Annotated in this window: 14 protein-coding genes; 9 read left to right on the top strand and 5 right to left on the bottom strand. The window is 64.7% G+C overall.

Translation table 11 applies throughout. The features are described from left to right. The 3 genes from AC4D1W_RS04110 to AC4D1W_RS04100 are packed head-to-tail and all read right to left on the bottom strand — an operon-like array spanning position 1 to position 4,609. Positions 1 to 996, bottom strand: a complete 996-nt coding sequence (locus AC4D1W_RS04110) for an NAD-dependent epimerase/dehydratase family protein (RefSeq protein WP_490897907.1) — start codon at positions 994 to 996, stop codon at positions 1 to 3. Then, a complete protein-coding gene (locus tag AC4D1W_RS04105; RefSeq protein WP_490897906.1) occupies positions 993 to 3,593 on the bottom strand; it encodes an alpha/beta fold hydrolase in 2,601 nt (866 codons plus the stop codon). The genes AC4D1W_RS04110 and AC4D1W_RS04105 overlap by 4 nt, the downstream gene beginning before the upstream one ends. Further along, positions 3,587 to 4,609: a 3-oxoacyl-ACP synthase III gene (locus tag AC4D1W_RS04100; RefSeq protein WP_490888927.1), complete on the bottom strand. Its 1,023-nt coding sequence runs from the start codon at positions 4,607 to 4,609 to the stop codon at positions 3,587 to 3,589. The genes AC4D1W_RS04105 and AC4D1W_RS04100 overlap by 7 nt, the downstream gene beginning before the upstream one ends. Positions 4,610 to 4,880: 271 nt before the next feature. On the opposite strand from AC4D1W_RS04100, the gene smc reads away from it, so the two are divergent. Beyond that, complete coding sequence (smc, locus tag AC4D1W_RS04095) at positions 4,881 to 8,477, top strand: chromosome segregation protein SMC (protein WP_490897905.1); 3,597 nt, start codon at positions 4,881 to 4,883, stop codon at positions 8,475 to 8,477. Here the strand turns inward: smc and AC4D1W_RS04090 are convergent. Beyond that, positions 8,452 to 9,714, bottom strand: coding sequence for an MFS transporter (locus tag AC4D1W_RS04090; protein ID WP_490897904.1), 1,263 nt, complete (start codon positions 9,712 to 9,714; stop codon positions 8,452 to 8,454). The two genes, smc and AC4D1W_RS04090, sit on opposite strands and share 26 nt — an antisense overlap. A 66-nt stretch (positions 9,715 to 9,780) precedes the next feature. Between AC4D1W_RS04090 and ftsY the strand changes: the two genes are divergently transcribed. The 3 genes from ftsY (at position 9,781) to AC4D1W_RS04075 (ending at position 12,893) form a co-directional block, all read left to right on the top strand. Then, positions 9,781 to 10,986, top strand: a complete 1,206-nt coding sequence (ftsY, locus tag AC4D1W_RS04085; protein ID WP_490888923.1) for a signal recognition particle-docking protein FtsY — start codon at positions 9,781 to 9,783, stop codon at positions 10,984 to 10,986. A gap of 264 nt (positions 10,987 to 11,250) precedes the next feature. Beyond that, positions 11,251 to 12,558, top strand: a complete 1,308-nt coding sequence (locus AC4D1W_RS04080; RefSeq protein ID WP_490888920.1) for an ammonium transporter — start codon at positions 11,251 to 11,253, stop codon at positions 12,556 to 12,558. Further along, positions 12,555 to 12,893 carry a P-II family nitrogen regulator gene (locus AC4D1W_RS04075; protein WP_490888917.1) on the top strand — a complete coding sequence of 113 codons (339 nt, stop codon included), beginning with the start codon at positions 12,555 to 12,557 and terminating at the stop codon, positions 12,891 to 12,893. The genes AC4D1W_RS04080 and AC4D1W_RS04075 overlap by 4 nt, the downstream gene beginning before the upstream one ends. 91 nt (positions 12,894 to 12,984) lie before the next feature. Here AC4D1W_RS04075 and AC4D1W_RS04070 read toward each other — a convergent pair whose 3' ends face one another. Further along, the gene (locus AC4D1W_RS04070; RefSeq protein ID WP_490897903.1) at positions 12,985 to 14,409 is read right to left on the bottom strand and encodes a glucose-6-phosphate dehydrogenase; all 1,425 of its coding nucleotides are present in this window, start codon (positions 14,407 to 14,409) and stop codon (positions 12,985 to 12,987) included. A 111-nt stretch (positions 14,410 to 14,520) separates the two neighbouring features. On the opposite strand from AC4D1W_RS04070, the gene ffh reads away from it, so the two are divergent. From ffh to AC4D1W_RS04045, 5 genes are all read left to right on the top strand, one after another. Continuing rightward, complete coding sequence (ffh, locus tag AC4D1W_RS04065) at positions 14,521 to 16,104, top strand: signal recognition particle protein (protein ID WP_490897902.1); 1,584 nt, start codon at positions 14,521 to 14,523, stop codon at positions 16,102 to 16,104. A 64-nt stretch (positions 16,105 to 16,168) separates the two neighbouring features. Beyond that, positions 16,169 to 16,858: an alpha/beta fold hydrolase gene (locus AC4D1W_RS04060; RefSeq protein ID WP_490897901.1), complete on the top strand. Its 690-nt coding sequence runs from the start codon at positions 16,169 to 16,171 to the stop codon at positions 16,856 to 16,858. 74 nt (positions 16,859 to 16,932) lie between these two features. Then, positions 16,933 to 17,817, top strand: coding sequence for a VOC family protein (locus tag AC4D1W_RS04055; protein WP_490897900.1), 885 nt, complete (start codon positions 16,933 to 16,935; stop codon positions 17,815 to 17,817). 186 nt (positions 17,818 to 18,003) lie between these two features. After that, positions 18,004 to 18,408 (top strand): 30S ribosomal protein S16, encoded by a 405-nt coding sequence (gene rpsP, locus AC4D1W_RS04050; RefSeq protein WP_490888905.1) that lies wholly within the window; start codon positions 18,004 to 18,006, stop codon positions 18,406 to 18,408. Between the two features lies 1 nt (position 18,409). Next, the gene (locus AC4D1W_RS04045) at positions 18,410 to 18,652 is read left to right on the top strand and encodes an RNA-binding protein (RefSeq protein WP_026543804.1); all 243 of its coding nucleotides are present in this window, start codon (positions 18,410 to 18,412) and stop codon (positions 18,650 to 18,652) included. Positions 18,653 to 18,681 lie beyond the last annotated feature (29 nt).

Genomic DNA, 18,681 nt, shown 5'->3' with positions numbered 1-18,681 from the left:
TCAGGGGACGGAGAGATGCCGGGGGGAACGGCTTCCGTAGTGGTCTGCCAGCCGGGCAAAGCCCTCGTCCAGGCCCACTTCAGGTGTCCAGCTGAGCAATGATCTGGTTTGCCGCTGGTCGAACCAGTGCGCGGTGGAAAGTTGCTCTGCAAGGAACCGAGTCATCGGCGGCTCACCGTCCGGGTTTGAGCCGCGCCACAGGGTCTCAACGGCGCTACCCGCAGCTCTGCCGAGCCATCCAGGGACCGACCTCCGCGGCTCCGGCACACCGCCGGCTGAGCAGATGCTCGCGAGGAGTTCGCCGATGGGTCTCGGTTCGCCGTTGGAGACAACCAGCGGCAGCCCGCGCACCCACTTCATGCGCTCCAGCGCGGCAGCGATGGCCGATGCGGCATTGTCCACATAGGTTGTGTCGACCAGAGCGGTGCCGCCGCTGAGTAGTGGCAACCGGCCCGCGCGGGCACGGTTGAGGACCCGCTCCACCAACTGGGTGTCGCCCGGGCCCCAGACGATGTGCGGCCGGACGACAGCGACGGACATGCGCTCGTCATTTGCGCTCAGGGCAAGGATTTCCGCCTGCGCCTTGGTGCGGGCGTAGTACCCCCTCGCGTGATCAGGGTCGGCAGGTTCGGCTCCGGCCCCGAACAGTGACCGTCCGGCGTGGGCCACCGATGGCGAGGAAACATGCACAAACCGCTCGACGCCGGCTGCCCTGGCGGTTTTCAGGAGATCATCTGTTCCGAGTACGTTGACCCGGTGGAACTCATCGGCATCTCCCGTGAAGGACACTTTGGCTGCCAGGTGGATGACGGCGTCAACCCCGGCTGCAGCGTGCGCTACGGCCGTATGGTCAGTCAGCTGTCCGGATATGTCGACGACGCCGGGAACCCCGGAGGGGCGACGCTGGAAAGTTCGGACGGCATACCCATTCCGCACGAGCAGGGAGGCCACGGCGCTGCCAAGCATCCCGCTGGCACCGGTGACAAGAACCTTCACGGCTTCTTCCTCCTGTTCCCTTCCAGAACTTCCTCCGCCCAGCTCGCCACGGCTGCCCGATCGATTTTCGCGTTGTGACGGATGTCCGTGGGAAGGGACGGAAGGGTCAGCACGGCAGCGAGTTGTACTCCACTCGCCTGGAGCGCCTTCCTGATGCTCTTGGACAGACTGCTCGGGGCAAGGCCGGCGGCGCTCGTTCCGTCAGCAGTCACGACGACAGCGACCACAGCCTGCGTGCCCGATGGGCCAACACCGACAACGGCTGCCTGGCGGACCTCCGTGAGCTGTTCGATTATCTGCTCGGGACCGACCGGCGTGACGACGCCGGTCGGGGACGTGATGATGTGCGCGAGCCGGCCTTCCACCCAGAGCCTCCCCTCCGTGTCCAAGTGCCCGACGTCGCCGGTACGGTGCCAGCCCGCGGTACGCGAGGATTCCCTTTCGGTAACCCATAACCGGTAGTAGCGGTCCTTGACGTGCGGGGCACGGACAAGAATCTCACCGGTGATGCCCGGTTCCGCCGAGGGTTCGCCTGAGGCCTGACCCTGATGGTCGAGTGCACTGACTCTGACCTCTGCCCCCGGCACGGACCTGCCCACACAGACGCCGTTCCCCGCTCCGGTTACGGATCCAGCGACAGCCTCCCGGAGCTGCTCCAGATGAATGTCCGTGACCGGAAGCGCCTCGGTCATTCCGTAGGGGGTGTGCAGCGAGGCATTCGGCACCAGTGGCTGCAGGTGCTCGAGGAGGGTTACCGGAATGGGCGCCCCTGCCGAGAGCAGAACCTTTATCCGCTGCAGTGCCTGTCTTCCCTGAGATGTGATCCCTGAGGCTGTGGCGAGGACATTGCGCAGCGCGGCAGGGGAGGCAAAGACCGTGGTGGCTTCGATAGCAGCGGCGGCATCGGAAAGAGCACGCGCTGTCAGCGTACGGGGTGCGGTGACGTCCATATCGGGAGTGACGGACGCGGCTCCCAGCGCGGGTCCGAGGAGGGCGAAAGGGGCAAAACCCGCAACCAGCGCGCTGCCGGGTACCAGATCCAGAGTGGCAGCGAGGGTATCGCGCATCGCGGACAACCGGCGGTGCGTGTACACGACGCCCTTCGCCGGTCCTGTTGATCCGGAGGTGAAGAGGATCGCCGCGTCCGAGTCAGGAGATGGATCGGTGCCCTCGTAGGTGATGCGCTGTGATGTAAGGTCCTCGAGGTGGTGGCTCACCCCGAGCAGGCGGGCACGCGCCGTCGGTACCTGTCCAACGCTGATGCGGACGCCCGGCCATCCGAAGACTCTTCCGGCGATCAGCGCCCGTTCAATGCCGACGAGGAAATCCGGCACGGTGCCGCGGACTGCCCGGCTAAGGCCTTTTGCGCCCAGTCCGGCGTCGGCAAGGACAATGACAGCGCCGAGACGGAGACAGGCGTAGATAAGGACGGTCAGCTCGATGCCCGGGGGGACCATCAGACTAACCCGGCTGCCGGTCGTCACTCCAATCCCGTTCAACGCCGCTGCGAGGCGACTGACCTGGGCGTCCAGGTCCCGCCAGGAGAGCGAGTTGGCCACCGCGCCATCGTGCCCCATGTCGGCGATAGCGAGGGTGTCCGCGGCCGGACCGCTGCTCCGTTCCCTGATCTGGTGCCACAGCGGCGTGAAGTTTCCGTCGGAACCACTTGCCGGTCCGCCGTCACGGCTCGTGGTGGGCTGATCGAGCCAGTCGAAAACCGGCGTGGCGATGTCGCGATCTTCAACAACCAAGTGGCTTGCGCCTTCGAACCGGTGGACATCCGCCTGGGGAAGGCGCCGGGCGAGGTCCTCCAGATAGGTGTCCGAGAAGATGGGATCGCCGGGGCCCCAGAGCATGAGTACTGGTACCTGAAGGGACCGTATGCCCTCGGCGATCCGGATCAGGTCCGCGTGGCTTGGGTGTTCCGGACCGACGGGGATGTCGGCAACGAATTGCTCAATGCCCCGGCGGCGGGCCGCCGTGCGGTAAGGCGCGCGATAGGCGGCACGTACATCACCGGAGAGGCGTGGGCGCGCCAGTGCCAGCGTTGTCTCGAGGAAAGCGGGTGTGGTCGATGTTCCCACCCGGTGGACAGCGCCATTGAGCGCAAGACGGAGCGGTGCTGGGATGGGGGAGCCCGGTTCCTGGTGGACTGCCGTATTGGTGAGCACGACGGCGGTCAGGTGGGCGCGGTTACGGTCGGCGAAACCGAGGCTGACAACGCCGCCCCAGTCGTGGCCGACGGTCACCAGCGGTCCGCTCAGTCCGAGCGAGGACACGAAGTCCTCAAGATCCCGTACGCGGTCGGCGAGCCGCCGCATCCGGCCCGTCCGCTCGGAGAAGCCCATCTCAAGCTGATCAACGGCGACGACGCGCCAGCCGTGCCGGACACCGGCGGCAAGCAGGGTGCGCCAGAGATAGGACCAGGTGGGATTTCCGTGCACGCACAGCAGCGTGCCGCGCGCCTCACCGTCCAGGGTGGGCAGGTTGTCCAAGTAATGCCAGCGGTTGACGGTCCCGTCCGGGTCCACACCAGCGGTCGACGGCACGTCGAGGTAGGCCGACCACGCAGGGTCGACGCCGGGAAGTTCTACCACTCAATCTCCAGCATCGCGGTGTTGAGGCCGGAGCCGACCCCCATGCACAGTACGCGGTCGCCTGTGATCAACGTCTGGGCCTCCGCGGCAAGCGTCATGGGCAGCGACGCGGGCCCAACGTTCCCCCATCGCTGGAAGGTCTGGGGGACCTTCTTCGGGTCGAGATCGACGGCGTCGATGATGGCGGCTGTATGGGTGGTGCTCACCTGGTGCGTGATGTACCGGTCCATGTCCGCCCACTGCCAGTCCTGCTGCGCCTCGTTCCAGGCCTCAACCACCAGCTGGAGGCCGCCATCGAGCAGCCCCTGCGCGTTGGTGTACATTCCGTCGATACCCCCGACGCACAGTTCATGATGTTCGGTCCCCGCACGCGCAACACCGCCGAGGATCCGGTGGGAACCCGGATGCAGGTCGGCAGGACCGAGAATTGCCGCAGCAGCGCCGGAGCCCAGGGTCAGGGTTGCGAACTCCTGCATGAAGCTCTCCCGCGTAGCGGTCGGTTCATTCAGACGGCGGAGCGTTGCTTCCTGCGTGGCCTGAGCGTCTTCGCCGTTGACGATCATGGCGTACTGAATCTGGCCCGCTTCGATCATGTTGGCGGCCAGGGTCATGCCGTTGACGAAACCGAGGCACGCATTGGCGACGTCAAAATTCATGGCGGAAGAGGGCAGCCCAAGCCCGTTATGAATCTTCACGGCGACGGACGGCTCAAGATTGGTGCGCGAAACCGATGTGTTGATCAGGAGACCGATTTGGGACGCTTCGATGCCGGAAGAAGCCAGCGCCTTTGCGCCTGCCTCGATCGCTCCGTCTTCGAAGCCTGTACCGGGGGCCCACCAACGCCGCTCGGTGATGCCGGCGACGCGCTGCAGAAGGCCCTTTGAGAGCCGCAGCCGTCTGAGAGCCGGAGAGAGTATGCGATCGAATTCTGAGGAGGTGATAATGACCGGTGCCTCAACACTTTCCACGCCGATGAGCGCGGTGTTGTGATGTCGGAAGTTAGAATTACCGGTCAAATTTCCTGCCTAGTGTTCCGCGGATTTATCCGCTGGTCCGCTGTTTGCTGCACCGGAACCGATAGCGCATTGCCGGCAGTGAATGCCAATCTGGAAATGATAAGCATACTTCGGTTACTAACGATCCTAAAGAAAGCCTAGTTCCTCCAGCAGATAACGGCATCTCGCCTCGCGGACGCGAGGGGCGCCCGTGCCGGGTGAAATGCCTCTGAAATAGCCGTGAACACAGTAGATTGTGGGGTAACAATCCCGATCGGAGAACCCGAGACCCGTGCATCTGAAAAGTCTGACCGTTCGAGGCTTCAAGTCTTTTGCCTCTGCAACGACCTTCGACTTTGAACCCGGAGTCACCGCCGTCGTCGGTCCCAACGGTTCCGGCAAGTCCAACGTCGTCGACGCTCTGGCGTGGGTAATGGGCGAGCAGGGGGCCAAGACTCTCCGCGGCGGGAAGATGGAGGACGTCATTTTCGCCGGCACCTCCGGCAGGCCCCCGCTGGGCCGGGCGCAGGTGTCGCTCACCATCGACAACTCCGACGGCGCACTGCCGATCGAGTATTCGGAGGTGACAATCTCCCGCACCCTTTTCCGGGCCGGCGGTTCCGAATACGCAATTAATGGGAACAACTGCCGTCTCCTTGACATCCAGGAGCTCCTTTCCGATTCCGGACTCGGGCGTGAGATGCACGTCATCGTGGGGCAAGGCCAGCTCGACCGCGTCCTGCATGCAACCCCGGAAGACCGGCGCGGTTTCATCGAGGAGGCAGCCGGCATCCTGAAACACCGTCGGCGCAAGGAAAAGACTGTCCGCAAGCTCGAGGCGATGCAGGCGAACCTCACCCGTCTCACCGATCTCACGGGGGAACTCCGACGGCAGTTGACGCCGCTCGGTAAGCAGGCAGACATTGCGCGCCGCGCCCAACAGGTGCAGTTCGAGGCACGCGATGCACGCGCCCGCCTGCTCGCTGACGACCTGGTTCAATTAATCACGACGTTCAAGCAGGAGATTGCCGACGAAACGGCCCTGAAACAACGCCGGGCGGAGGTTGAAGCTCTCCTGGAGTCCGGGCGCTCCCGGCAGGCTGAACTTGAGCGCCTCGCGGCGGAGGCAACACCGCGGCTGAACGCAGCACGCGATGCCTGGTACCGCCTCTCATCCACCCGCGAGCGCTTCCGCTCCCTCGGCAGCCTCGCCGAGGAACGGCGTCGTCTGCTGGGGTCGGCGGATACGGCAGTGGAGAGTGGACGGGACCCTGATGAGCTGGACCGGCAGGCCGCACTCGTCCGGGCAGAGGAGGCCGAGCTGGAGGAACATATCGCTGAGCGTTCCGACATGCTCGAGGATGCGCTGGAACAGCGTGCGGAAGCCGAAGACGCGGCGGCCGCCGAGGAGCAGCGCCTCGCGTCACGCCTGAGAGCGGCTGCCGACCGGCGCGAGGGGCTTGCGAAGCTGTCCGGCCAGGTCGGGGCAGCGCGGTCCCGGGTTGAGGCGGCAGAGGCGGAGCTGGGAAGGCTCCGGGACTCCGTCGTCGAAGTGGCGGATCGCCGTCGGCATGCGCAGAGCGAGTTCACGGCACTGGAAACCCAGGTAGCGGGCGCCGAAGAGGGGGAGGAAAGCCTCGACGCCGACTATGAAGCGGCCAGCGCTGCCCTCGACGCCGTGCTTGAGACCCTCGAGGAACTCCACGCCGAAGAGAGGACCGCCGAGAGGGAACGCGATGCGCTGCAGGCGCGTATCGAGGCGCTGCGGCTGGGGTTGGAGCGCAAGGACGGTTCACGCACGCTGCTGGATGCCGGCATGGACGGGGTACTCGGTCCTGTCGCTGAACTGTTGACTGTGGAGTCCGGTTATGAGGCCGCCATTGCGGCAGCGCTCGGCACGGTGGCAGAAGGCGTAGCGGTCGATTCTCTCGAGGCAGCGGGTGCCGCCCTTCGCCGGATGAAGGACGACGACGCCGGCCGGGTCGAGCTACTGGTCGTGTCTGCAGATTCGGTCGCCGCCGAGGCGGGCGCTCAGAGCGCTCTGGCAAGCGGCGGCCTGCCCGACGGCGCCCGTGCGGCTTCCTCGCTTGTCTCGACCCAGGGGGCACTGGAAGGTGCCGTGCGAACGATGCTTTCCGCCGCCGTCGTCGTTGATTCTCTGGCCGACGCCGCCGATCTGGTGCAGCGGCACCCCCTACTGACTGCGGTGACCCGAGAGGGAGATGTCTACACGGCCGTGTCGGTGCGGGGAGGAACCGCCGCAGCTCCCGGGACCCTTGAGGTCCAGGCTGCCGTCGACGAGGCTGCCGAAGCCCTTCGTATGGTCACTGAACGGTACGAGCGGGCCCGATTTGGTATTTCGGCGGCCACCGCCCAACGTGAGGAGGCACAGGAACGGACAGATGGCGCGCTTGAGCGGCTTCACGAGTCGGACGCGCGGCTTGCAGCAGTCGCCGAGAAGCTCGGCCAGCTTGGCTCCGTGTTGCGTTCGGCATCGGGCGAAGCGGAGCGCCTGGCCCGGCTGGCTGAGGCCGCGGAGGGAAACCTCGCTGCGGAGCAGGAGCGCCTTCAGGAAATCACCCAGCGGCTTGCCCAGGCCCAGGAGGCCCCGGCGGACGTTGAACCCGACACCCGGACGCGCGACATGCTCGCGCTCGCCGCCACCTCCGCCCGCCAGGCGGAGATGGAGGCTCGCCTCGCGCTGCGCAGCGCGGAGGAGCAGCTCAGGGCAACTTCAAACCGGGCCGCCTCGCTGGAGCACGCCGCCCAGACAGAACGGAAAGCCCGCGAGCAGGCTGCGGAACGGGCTCGGATCCGAAGGCTTCAGGCGGCCAAGGCCGCTGCAGTCGCGAAGGCAGTGAGTCAGGCGCTCGCCTTCATTGATGTCTCAGTTGACCGCGCCGGCCGGGCACGGGACGCTGCAGAAGAGGTGCGATCAGCCTGGGAGACCGAGCTTGCCGCCGTCCGCAGCGGCAATGAGTCGCTGATGACCGAGCTGGCAGAGCTTACCGACTCCGTTCACCGGGATGAACTGGCACGCGCTCAGCAGCGACTGAGGATCGAGGCGTTGGAGAACCGGTCCATTGACGAGCTCGGACTTACCGCGGACCACCTTGTCGCGGAGTACGGACCGGACCAGCCCGTTCCCACGGCCGCCAAACCGGCGGACAAGTGGGCGGAATTGCGCGTGGCTGTGGACGACGACGGCAAACCGATCCGCGAAGGAGTGCCGTTTGTGCGTGAGGAGCAGGAAAAGCGGCTCAAGCGTGCCGAGCGGGACCTGTCAGCGCTGGGCAAGGTGAACCCGCTCGCACTCGAAGAGTTCGCGGCGCTCGAGGAACGGCACCAGTTCCTCAGCACGCAGCTTGAGGACCTAAAGGCCACGCGGAAGGATCTGCTGGACATCATCCGAGAGGTCGATGAGCGGGTGGAGCAGGTGTTCACCGCCGCCTACCGTGACACAGCCGAGCAGTTCGAGCGGGTCTTCGGGCGCCTGTTCCCGGGAGGTGAGGGCCGTCTCGTGCTGACCGACCCGGAGAACATGCTGACCACGGGCATTGAGGTCGAGGCGAGGCCCGCGGGCAAAAAGATCAAGCGGCTCTCACTGCTCTCCGGGGGCGAAAGGTCCCTGACCGCCGTCGCGCTGCTGGTGGCCATCTTCAAGGCTCGGCCGTCGCCCTTCTACGTGATGGACGAGGTTGAAGCGGCTCTGGATGACACCAACCTTGGGCGGCTCATCACCATTTTTGAAGAACTGCGGGAGTCCAGTCAGCTGATCGTCATCACCCACCAGAAGCGCACCATGGAAGTCGCGGACGCGCTCTATGGCGTGACCATGCGGGGCGACGGCGTGTCCACGGTGATCAGCCAACGGCTGGTGGACGCGTGACGGACCGGCCCGGGTCGACCAGGGTTTCGCGTGCGGCCAGCCACATCATGAAAGCCGCGAGGGCCGTGACGCCGGTCAGCCCGAACGCCCAGCCATAGGAGAACGCATCCACCAGCAGGCCGGCCAGGATGGGACCGAAGATTGCTCCGGTGTCGGTGCTCATCTGGAACGCTGCCAGAACCTTGCCGCCGCTCCGATCGTTCCCGATGACGTCGGCAACCGCCGCCTGCTGGGCTGGGTTGAGGATTCCTGCACCGATGCCCGCAACCACCGAGACGACCAGGAACGTCACCACGTCACCGGTCAGGCCGAGGCACGCCATGGCGGCACCGTTCACTGCCAGCCCGGTTAGCACCAGAGGCTTTCGGCCCAGTGAATCGGCGAGTCTGCCCGAGACAGTGAGAGCGAGCGCGGTGCCTCCGGCGAAGAAGGCCAGGGAAATACCCGCCACTTCCGGGCCTGCTCCCAGTACGGCCGCCGCGAACAGCGGGACAAGGGCCATCCGGACCCCGAATGACGCCCAACCGTTGGCGAACCCGGAAACCAGCGCGGCGCGGTACGCCGAGTCTCGGACCGCCTCGCGGACTGTGAGCACCGGCTGCGCTGCGGCACCTCTCCGACTGCCCAGCGTCGTGTCCTTGAGCTGGAAGAAGACGACGGCGGCCGCAACCAGCAAAGCTCCGGCATAGACCAGGAACGGAACCCGCAGGCCGAACCCGGCCAGCAGCCCGCCCAGGAACGGCCCGCCGATGCTTCCGAGAAGGAACGCCGACGCATAGGCGCCTGTGACACGCCCACGCATTCCTGCCGGTGCCATCCGGACAATCAGGCCCATCGCCGAAATGGTGAACATGGTCGAACCGATCCCTCCGAGTCCGCGGAAGATCAGCAACTGCCAGTAGTCGGCAGCGAATGCGGTGGCGGCCGTCGACAGCGCGACGATCAGCAGCCCCGTCACGTACACGGGGCGCTCACCGAGGCGCTCAACGAGCTTGCCGCCGGCGGGCGCGAAGACCAGCCGGGTGAACGCGAAAGCACTGACGATGACCGCCGCGGCGGTCGCCTCCACGCCGAAGCTCTGCGCAAACTGGGGGAGGACCGGGGCAACCAGCCCGAAGCCGATCGCAATGACAAACGCCGCGGCGATGAGGACCTTCAGTTCCCGCGGCAGGCGCGGGCGTTCTTCAGTATCCGGGTCCTGCTTGCCGCGCCGGAGAAAGTTTCGAGAAGCAACCACGATTCACGATTCTCCCAGCTTCTTGGCCCCCCGTCCGTCCGCCGGCCGTGTGAGAAGCTTGGGAGCGTGAATGAGATCCTCCCGATAGTAATTTACGTAGTCGTGGCACTGGCCCTTTTGGGGTCCCTTGCCGCCTTGTTCGTGCGCTCCCGCCGCACGCCGCCGGGCACCTATACCACCACGCGGGACGCCGACGACGACGGCGGTATCGCCGCGCGCCGCGTAGGCACTGACACGCTTGAGAGGCCCACGGACTTCGACACCGGGCCGGATGTAGTTGTCCCCGATGACCTGCGGGACCTCGAGGAAACCCAGATCGGTGTCGAGACCGTTCCGATCGAAACTCCGGACCCGGTACAGGGCCGCCTGGCCCGGTTGAGGGCGCGGCTCGCCAAGTCCAACAACGCACTAGGCAAGGGTCTTCTGGCCCTGCTCTCCCGTGACCGCATAGACGAAGACGTGTGGGACGAGATCGAGGAGACGCTGCTCCTTGCCGACCTCGGCACCGAACCGACGGGTGAACTCGTGGACGCCCTCCGTCACCGGGTCAGGATCGCCGGCAGCCGCAGCCCCGAAGAGGTCAAGGACATGCTCCGGGATGAGTTGATCAAGCTCGTTGACCCCACCATGGACCGTTCCCTCGCCACCCACCGCCACGCGGACCGCCCCGCCATCGTCATGGTGGTCGGCGTGAACGGCGTCGGCAAGACGACCACGGTCGGCAAGCTCGCGCGTGTCCTCGTGGCCGAAGACAAGGACGTGCTGCTCGGAGCAGCAGATACTTTCCGGGCCGCCGCTGCTGAGCAGCTGGCAACCTGGGGACAACGGGTCGGGGTGCCCACAGTGAAGTCCGACGTCGACGGCGCCGATCCTGCCTCCGTTGCCTTCGAGGCGGTCAGGGCCGGAATCGAAGGCGAGGTTGACGTCGTCATGATCGACACTGCTGGCCGTTTGCAGAACAAGGTTGGGCTGATGGACGAGCTCGGCAAGGTCAAGCGCGTCATCGAAAAGCAGGGCACCGTCGATGAGGTGCTGCTGGTCCTTGACGCGACAACCGGACAGAACGGTCTCAACCAGGCAAGGGTTTTCGCCGAGGTCGTCAATATCACCGGAATCGTCCTCACGAAGCTGGACGGCACAGCCAAGGGCGGCATCGTAGTGGCCATCCAGCGCTCGCTCGGTGTGCCGGTGAAGCTGATCGGCCTCGGTGAAGGTGCCGATGACCTGGCTCCGTTCGACGCAGAAGAATTTGTGGATGCGCTGCTGAACTGACATCAAAAGTCCCGGTGCACTCCGCAGTCAGCACCCGGTACGCCCCGCGAAGGAAGTGATCCTAACGCGGGGTGTACCCGTTTAACAGGCCCCGGAGCCGTTTCTGCAGCCCGGAAACACGAAGGAAACATGACTGATATGCACTCTTTACGTCAGTGAAGCGCTCGTAACGTCCCGGCAACACAATTCCCAAGACGACGAAACACGCCATTGCGAGACTTTTCGACAGCGGGAAGTGCCCGCCACTCGCGAGAGGACGTAAAGATGGATCTGACAGCAGGTCACGTCTGGGTCATGGTTTCCGCCGCCCTGGTATTGCTCATGACCCCCGGACTGGCATTTTTCTATGGGGGCATGACCCGTGCCAAGGCAGCCCTGAACATGATGATGATGAGCTTCATCGCTGTGGGCCTGGTAGGCATCGTGTGGGTGCTCTGGGGCTACTCGATGACAGGCGGCGACGGCGTCGCCCAGCTCTTCGGAAATCCCTTCGCCTCATTCGGGCTTGAAGGACTCATCGGGACGGAAGACATGATCGGCGCCGGGTACGGCGTAACGTTCGCGATCATCACAGTTGCACTCATCAGCGGTGCCATCGCAGACCGGGCCAAGTTCGGTGCCTGGTCGCTCTTCGTGCCCATCTGGGTCACCGCCGTTTACTGCCCACTCGCATTCATGGTGTGGGGAGGCGGCCTGCTCAGCGCCGAAGGCGCCATCGGCAGTGCGGTCGGTGAGGCTATCGACTTCGCCGGAGGAACCGTCGTCCACATCAGCGCAGGCGTTGCCGCCCTGGTCCTCGCGATCATCCTCGGCAAGCGTCAGGGCTTCGGCAAGGACCCGGCACACCGCCCCCACAACGTTCCCCTGGTCATGCTTGGCGCAGCACTGCTGTGGTTCGGCTGGTTCGGTTTCAACGGCGGTGCCGCGGGTACTGCCGAGGAAGCCGGCTTGATCTGGGTCAACACCATGGCAGCACCGGCAGCGGCGATGGTCGGTTGGCTCGTCACTGAACGCTTCCGCGATGGCCGACCCACCTCCCTCGGTGCAGCCTCCGGTATCGTCGCCGGTCTCGTTGCGATCACACCGGCCTGTGCAAGCGTCAGCCCTATCGGCGCAATCGGACTTGGACTGGTGTCCGGCGCAGTATGCGCGCTGGCCGTGAGCCTGAAGTACAAGCTCGGCTTTGACGACTCGCTCGATGTGGTGGCCGTGCACCTGGTGGCCGGCACACTGGGAACCATCGCCATCGGCTTCATCGCAATGCCGGTTGATGGCGAAGGCGGCGGCCTGTTCTATGGCGGCGGTGCCGGTCAGCTGGTCGCACAGATCGTCTCCGTGCTCGTAGCGGTCACGCTGTCCGCGGTGATGACGGCTCTGATCGGTCTGGCAATCCACAAGACCATTGGTTTCCGGGTCACTCCTGACAACGAGGTATCGGGCGTTGACCTCTCCGAACACGCAGAAACCGCCTACGAATTCGGTGGGCTGGGCGTTGGAGGACAGTTCCACCCGTTCCACGCAACCAGTCAGGCTCCCGTCGCCGATCAGGCCGAGCAGAAGGTGAACTCATGAAACTAGTTACAGCGATCGTTCGTCCTGACAAGTTGGATAGTGTTCGCGGAGCCCTCGAGAACTACGGAGTCCAGGGCCTCACCGTCAGCCAGGCGAGCGGCTATGGCCGCCAGCGTGGGCACACGGAGGTCTACCGCGGCGCGGAATACACCGTTGACCTGCTGCAGAAGGCCCGGGTCGAGGTACTGGTTTCGGACTCCTCGGTCACCGACATCGTGGACGTGCTCGTCTCGACAGCCAACACAGGCCGCGCCGGGGACGGCAAAGTCTGGGTCCTGCCCGTTGAGGACGCAGTCCGCGTCCGCACGGGCGAAAGAGGCGAAGCAGCCCTTTGATAAACCGTACTCAAAGGTCAGGCCACGTGTTCAGCACGTGGCCTGACCTTTGTTGCTGCACAGGGGCGCAGCGCAACCGATGAGTCGCTGCTTACCAGTTCGGTGGGCCGTCGGACCCGGCAGGATACTCGTCCATCGGAACCTCGTTTGCGTCCCAGGCAGCGAGTACCGGCTCCACAATGCGCCAGCAGTCCTCAGCGGTATCCCCACGAACGGATAGCGTGGGGTCACCCGAGAGTACGCTGTCCAGAACCTCTCCGTAGGGGAGGAGGTCTGAGGCGTTCAACTCTGCCTGCAAAGTTGCCCGGTCCAGGCAGAACACGTCACCGGGTCCGTTCACGTCGATGTCCAGCTCGAGCGTGTCCGGTCCGAATCCGATCCGGAGCCGGGTGGGGGAGTCAACCCCGGTGAAGCCATCGGGGAGGTGGTTGACCGGCTTGAAAGTGATCACTGCTTCCTTGCGGGTCCGGCCGAGCGACTTTCCTGACCGCAACCGGAACGGCACCCCGGCCCAACGGTCGTTGTTGATGGACACCACTATTTCAGCGAGCGTCTCGGTTCCGCGGGACGGGTCGACGCCGTCTTCGTCCACGTAGTTCGGGACGTCGCGTCCATCGATGCTTCCGGCGGTGTAACGGGCACGCCGGGTACTGGCCCGGAAGTCCGGATGCACCGAGCTGGCCCTCAGCACGGAACCGATATGATCCCGCAGGTCCCGTTCGTGCAGGGTCGACGGCGCATTCATAGCGAGAAGGGCCATCACCTGCAAGAGGTGGCTCTGGATCATGTCTCGCAGGGCGCCGGCGCCGTCGTAGTAGCGTGCACGGTTCTCTAGCGTCAGCTTCTCGTCGAACACAATGTCCACTGAATCGATGTGGAGACTGTTCCACACCGGTTCCAACAGCCGGTTCGCGAAGCGGAGGCCGAGGATATTCAGCACCGTGGCTTTGCCGAGAAAGTGGTCAACACGGTGGATATGGTCCTCAGGTACCAGCCGGCTCAGGATTGTGTTCAGCCGGGTTGCCGATTCCGTGTCCGTGCCGAACGGTTTCTCCATCACCAGGCGGGAGCCGTCCGGGAGATCTTCCGGCTCGAGCGTGGCGCAGGCTCTTTCACTGACAGCCGGCGGCAGTGCGAAATAGATTGCTACCGGGGGCTCCAACCCGGCGATGAGCTCCGCCAGCGCACCCTTCGCTGTGACGTCGACCTGATGATAGGTACTGGCGGCGCAAATCTGCTGCAGGGCTCCGCCGTCGTCCCGTGTGCCGGAGTCTGGCGATGCAGCGGCGAATGACGTGGCCAGTCGCTCCTGCCAGTCTTCCGCGTTCCAGACATCGGATCCTGCTCCCACCAGGGCCAGGCCTTCGGCCTTTCCGTGCCTGACCAGCCGGGCAAGCCCGGGCAGCAGCAGCCGGCCCGTCAGGTCGCCTGAGGCCCCAAGAATCAGCAGTGTACGAATTGTCTGCCCCCGGAACTGTTGCCCGGATGCCTTTTCGTCAATCGCATGAGTAGTCACCCTTACACCCTGCCACTGCCAGGGGGTGGCTGTCTGCTGCCCGTGGGAGCGAACCCAGTTGATACCCTAGAAGTTGAATCCACTCCGTTCGAGGAAAGCAGTTCACGCACCGTGTTCAATTCACTCTCAGACCGGTTGACAGCGACCTTCAAAAACCTTCGCGGCAAGGGCCGTCTGTCGGAGGCCGACGTCGACGCAACGGTCCGCGAGATCCGTCGCGCGCTGCTCGACGCGGATGTCGCCGTACCGGTGGTGCGCGCCTTCGCCGCGCAGGTCAAGGAACGCGCCCTCGGACTGGAAGTCTCCCAGGCGCTGAATCCGGGGCAGCAGGTCGTCAAGATCGTGAACGAGGAGCTCGTCGGCATCCTCGGCGGCGAGACACGCCGGCTCCGCCTTGCCAAGAACCCGCCGACGGTCATCATGCTGGCCGGCCTGCAGGGTGCGGGTAAGACCACCCTCGCGGGAAAGCTCTCTAAATGGCTCAAGGGGCAGGGGCACAGCCCCCTGCTGGTGGCGTGTGACCTCCAGAGGCCCAACGCAGTCAAGCAGCTGGAGGTCAACGGGCAGCGCGCCGGCGTTCCTGTCTTCGCTCCCCATCCGGGTGTCAGCTCCGAGTTCGAGGCCGCCACCGGCAACCCCGTGGAGGTAGCCCGCCAGGGCGTTGCCGAGGCACGGACCAAACTCCACGACGTCGTCATCGTCGACACAGCCGGCCGCCTCGGCATCGATGCCGAGCTCATGCAGCAGGCATCCGATATCCGCGACGCCGTCAACCCGGACGAAGTGCTTTTCGTCATTGACGCAATGATCGGCCAGGACGCAGTGAACACTGCCCAGGCCTTCAACGAGGGCGTCAACTTCACGGGCGTCGTCCTGACCAAGCTCGACGGCGACGCCCGCGGCGGTGCCGCACTCTCGGTCGCATCCATCACCGGCAAGCCGGTCATGTTTGCCTCCACCGGCGAAGCACTGACGGACTTCGAGGTGTTCCACCCTGACCGCATGGCCTCGCGCATCCTCGACATGGGCGACATCCTCACCCTGATCGAGCAGGCGGAGCAGGCGTGGGACAAGGACGAGGCTGCCCGGATGGCGAAGAAATTCGCCGATCAGGAAGACTTCACCCTCGACGACTTCCTCGCGCAGATGCAGCAGATCCGCAACATGGGCTCCATGAAGAAAATGCTCATGATGATGCCCGGTGCCGCCAACATGCGGCAGCAGCTGGAGAACTTCGACGAGCGCGAGATTGACCGTGTCGAGGCAATCGTCCGCTCCATGACCCCGCATGAGCGGGTTGCTCCAAAAATTATCAACGGCTCACGGCGCGCCCGTATCGCGCGCGGCTCCGGTGTCCACGTCTCCGAGGTGAACGGCCTGTTGGAGCGTTTCGGTCAGGCGCAGAAGATGATGCGCAAGATGGCTGCCGGTGGCGGCATTCCCGGTATGCCGGGTGTACCGGGCCCGGGTGGCTTCAATGGTGGTGCAAGGAAGGGCAAGGCGAACGCCAAGGGGAAGAAGAAGCCGCGCTCGGGCAATCCCGCGAAGGCCGCTCAGGAGGCTGCTGCCGCGGAGGCTCGCCGGAACGGTCAGCGTGCGTCCGTTCCCACCGGTGCAGCCTTCGGCCAGCAGAACGACTTCGACCCGGCGTCATTGAACCTTCCGAAGGGGTTCGAGAAGTTTCTCGGGAAATAGACCGTCCCGACGGTCGTGACGCCGGCCGGCCAGGTATGTCCGGCGCGGCAGCTAGGTTGAGGTCATGAAAGGCGATCGCGTTACCTTCGTGCATGGCGCGGGAACCTTCGGTGCGGCAGCCTGGCCGAGGCAACACGGAATGGCGCTCGAGTTTGACTGCCTCTTCGTGCGGCGCCACGGTTTTGATCCCGTTGCGGCTCCGCTCCCAACAGACTTCTCAGCGGACCTGCGAATCCTCGAGGACGCACTGGGGGAGGGCGGTCATCTTGTGGCGGCGTCGCAGGGCGCTGTTTCTGCGATGATGCTTGCGGTTGAGCGGCCAGTGCTGGTGCGGTCGCTCATTCTTGCGGAACCCGCGTGCCTGTCCCTTACAGAGGAGTTGCCTGCAACAGCGGCGCACCGTGCCCGGGTGGAGCCTTTGTTCGCCCGTGCAGCGGACCTGACTGATGAGGAATTTCACCGCGAGTTCGCGCGGGCGCTCTTCGATTCGGAACCGCAGCCGATCAATACCGCCGAAGACCGTCACCGTGCCCGGCGTCTCCGGCTCCAGACACCGCCCTGGACGGCGCCGCTGACGATTGTTCCCGGTGTGCCCACTCTCGTGCTGACCGGTGGCTGGGAGCCGCTCTATGAAGAGGTGGCGGAGTACCTCGCGGGGACCGGTGCCGTCCACAGGGTTGTTGGAGGCGGACATCGTCCGCAGGATACGGATGAGGGCAATGCCCTCATCCGTGAGTTCGTCACCAGCCATTGATATTCCGGGGTCAACGGGAATAAGTTTAATCTTCAAGTAGTTGTGGTAAATGAACCACATGCTTGGAGGACACCATGAATGCACAAGACCTGATGCCGGCGGAGACCGCTATGAGCACCGTGATGCTCAAAGTTGGAAATCTCGACCGTATGGCCGCCTACCACCGAAGCGCGCTCGGCCTCATTGATATTGCCGAATCCGACGGCGGCCTTTACCTCGGCCGCGGAAACGAGCGGTTGATTCATCTGGCTCCCGCAGCCGGGCTGAGGCTGCCAGCACCCACGGAGGCCGGCCTCTTCCACACCGCGCTGTTGTTCGCCGACCGTGCCGACCTTGCAGCTACGGTGGCGTCCGCCGCACAGGCAGCACAGTCCGCCGAAGGGCGGTATGTGGGAAGTGCGGACCACCTCGTGAGTGAAGCATTCTATTTCTCGGATCCGGAAGGAAACGGGATCGAACTGTACTTCGACAAGCCGCGTGACACCTGGGACTGGACCATCAGCGAGGGCCGGCGCACCGTCGTCATGGACAACGCGCCGCTCCCGCCAAGGCAATACCTCGAAAGCAACCTCACTGAAGAGTCCGTGGCGCATCAGCAGCAGGCGGCTGCCGGCGTCGGGCATGTTCATCTGCAGGTAGGTGACGTACAGACCGCGGAACAGTTCTACGTCAACACACTCGGATTCGAGCGGACTGCCGGCTGGCACGGCCAGGCATTGTTCGTCTCCGCCGGCGGGTACCACCACCACATGGCAATGAACGTGTGGAACAGCCGCGGTGCCGGCCCCCGCAAGGACACCCTCGGGCTCGGGGAAGTCCTCATCCGGGTGCCCCACACCGATGAGGTCGAGGCGCTTGCCGAGCGCCTGAAGGGCGCCGGTATCGGGCACCACCACACCGGTCTGGAGCTGCGCTTCGAAGACCCGTGGCGGAACAAGCTCCGCGTAGCTGTGCGGTAAGACGCGACCGATACTGCGCGAAGTCGCCACTATGCATGAACTTCTGGCACAATGGATCCGTACCCAATCCGCGCAGCCCCTCTCTCTGCGCGCATTGTGTCCTCTAGGACTCCAAAATGTATGGCCCGCCCCACGGGAGCAGAAACCGGAGTTCGCCCTTTTGATCAACAAGGAGTGACCACACAAGTGGCCGTAAAGATTCGCCTGAAGCGCTTCGGTAAGATGCGCGCACCGTACTACCGCATTGTCGTCATGGACTCCCGCGCAAAGCGCGATGGACGCGCCATCGAGGAAATCGGCAAGTACCATCCCACCGAGGAGCCCTCGTTCATCGAGGTCAAGTCGGACCGTGCACAGTACTGGCTTGGCGTCGGTGCACAGCCCTCAGAGCAGGTTGCCGCGATCCTGAAGATCACCGGTGACTGGCAGAAGTACAAGGGCATCGAGGGCCAGGAAGGCACCCTGAAGACCAAGGCTCCCAAGGAGTCCTTCACGGCTCCTGAGAAGGGCTCAGTCATTGTGCCTGAGGCCATCACCCCGAAGAGCAAGAAGGCTGACGAGTCCGAGGCTGAAGCTACCGAGGCCGAGTAAGTTGCTCGCTGAAGCGCTGGAGCACCTAGTCCGCGGAATCGTGGACAGCCCTGATGATGTGCAGGTTTCCTCCAAGTCGAACCGTCGTGGTGAGACCCTCGAGGTGCGCGTCCATCAGGAAGACCTCGGCCGCGTGATCGGCCGTCAGGGTCGAACGGCACGCGCATTGCGCACCGTCATTTCCGCCCTCGCGGATGGCGAGCCGGTGCGGGTCGATGTCGTGGACACTGACCGCCGCCGCTGATCAGCAGCACAAATTCCTGAAGTCCGGCC

Source organism: Arthrobacter sp. TJ-170 (genome assembly GCF_058269305.1).
The sequence above is the reverse complement of the archived record's forward strand: the minus strand, read 5'-3'. Positions and strand labels throughout refer to the sequence as shown.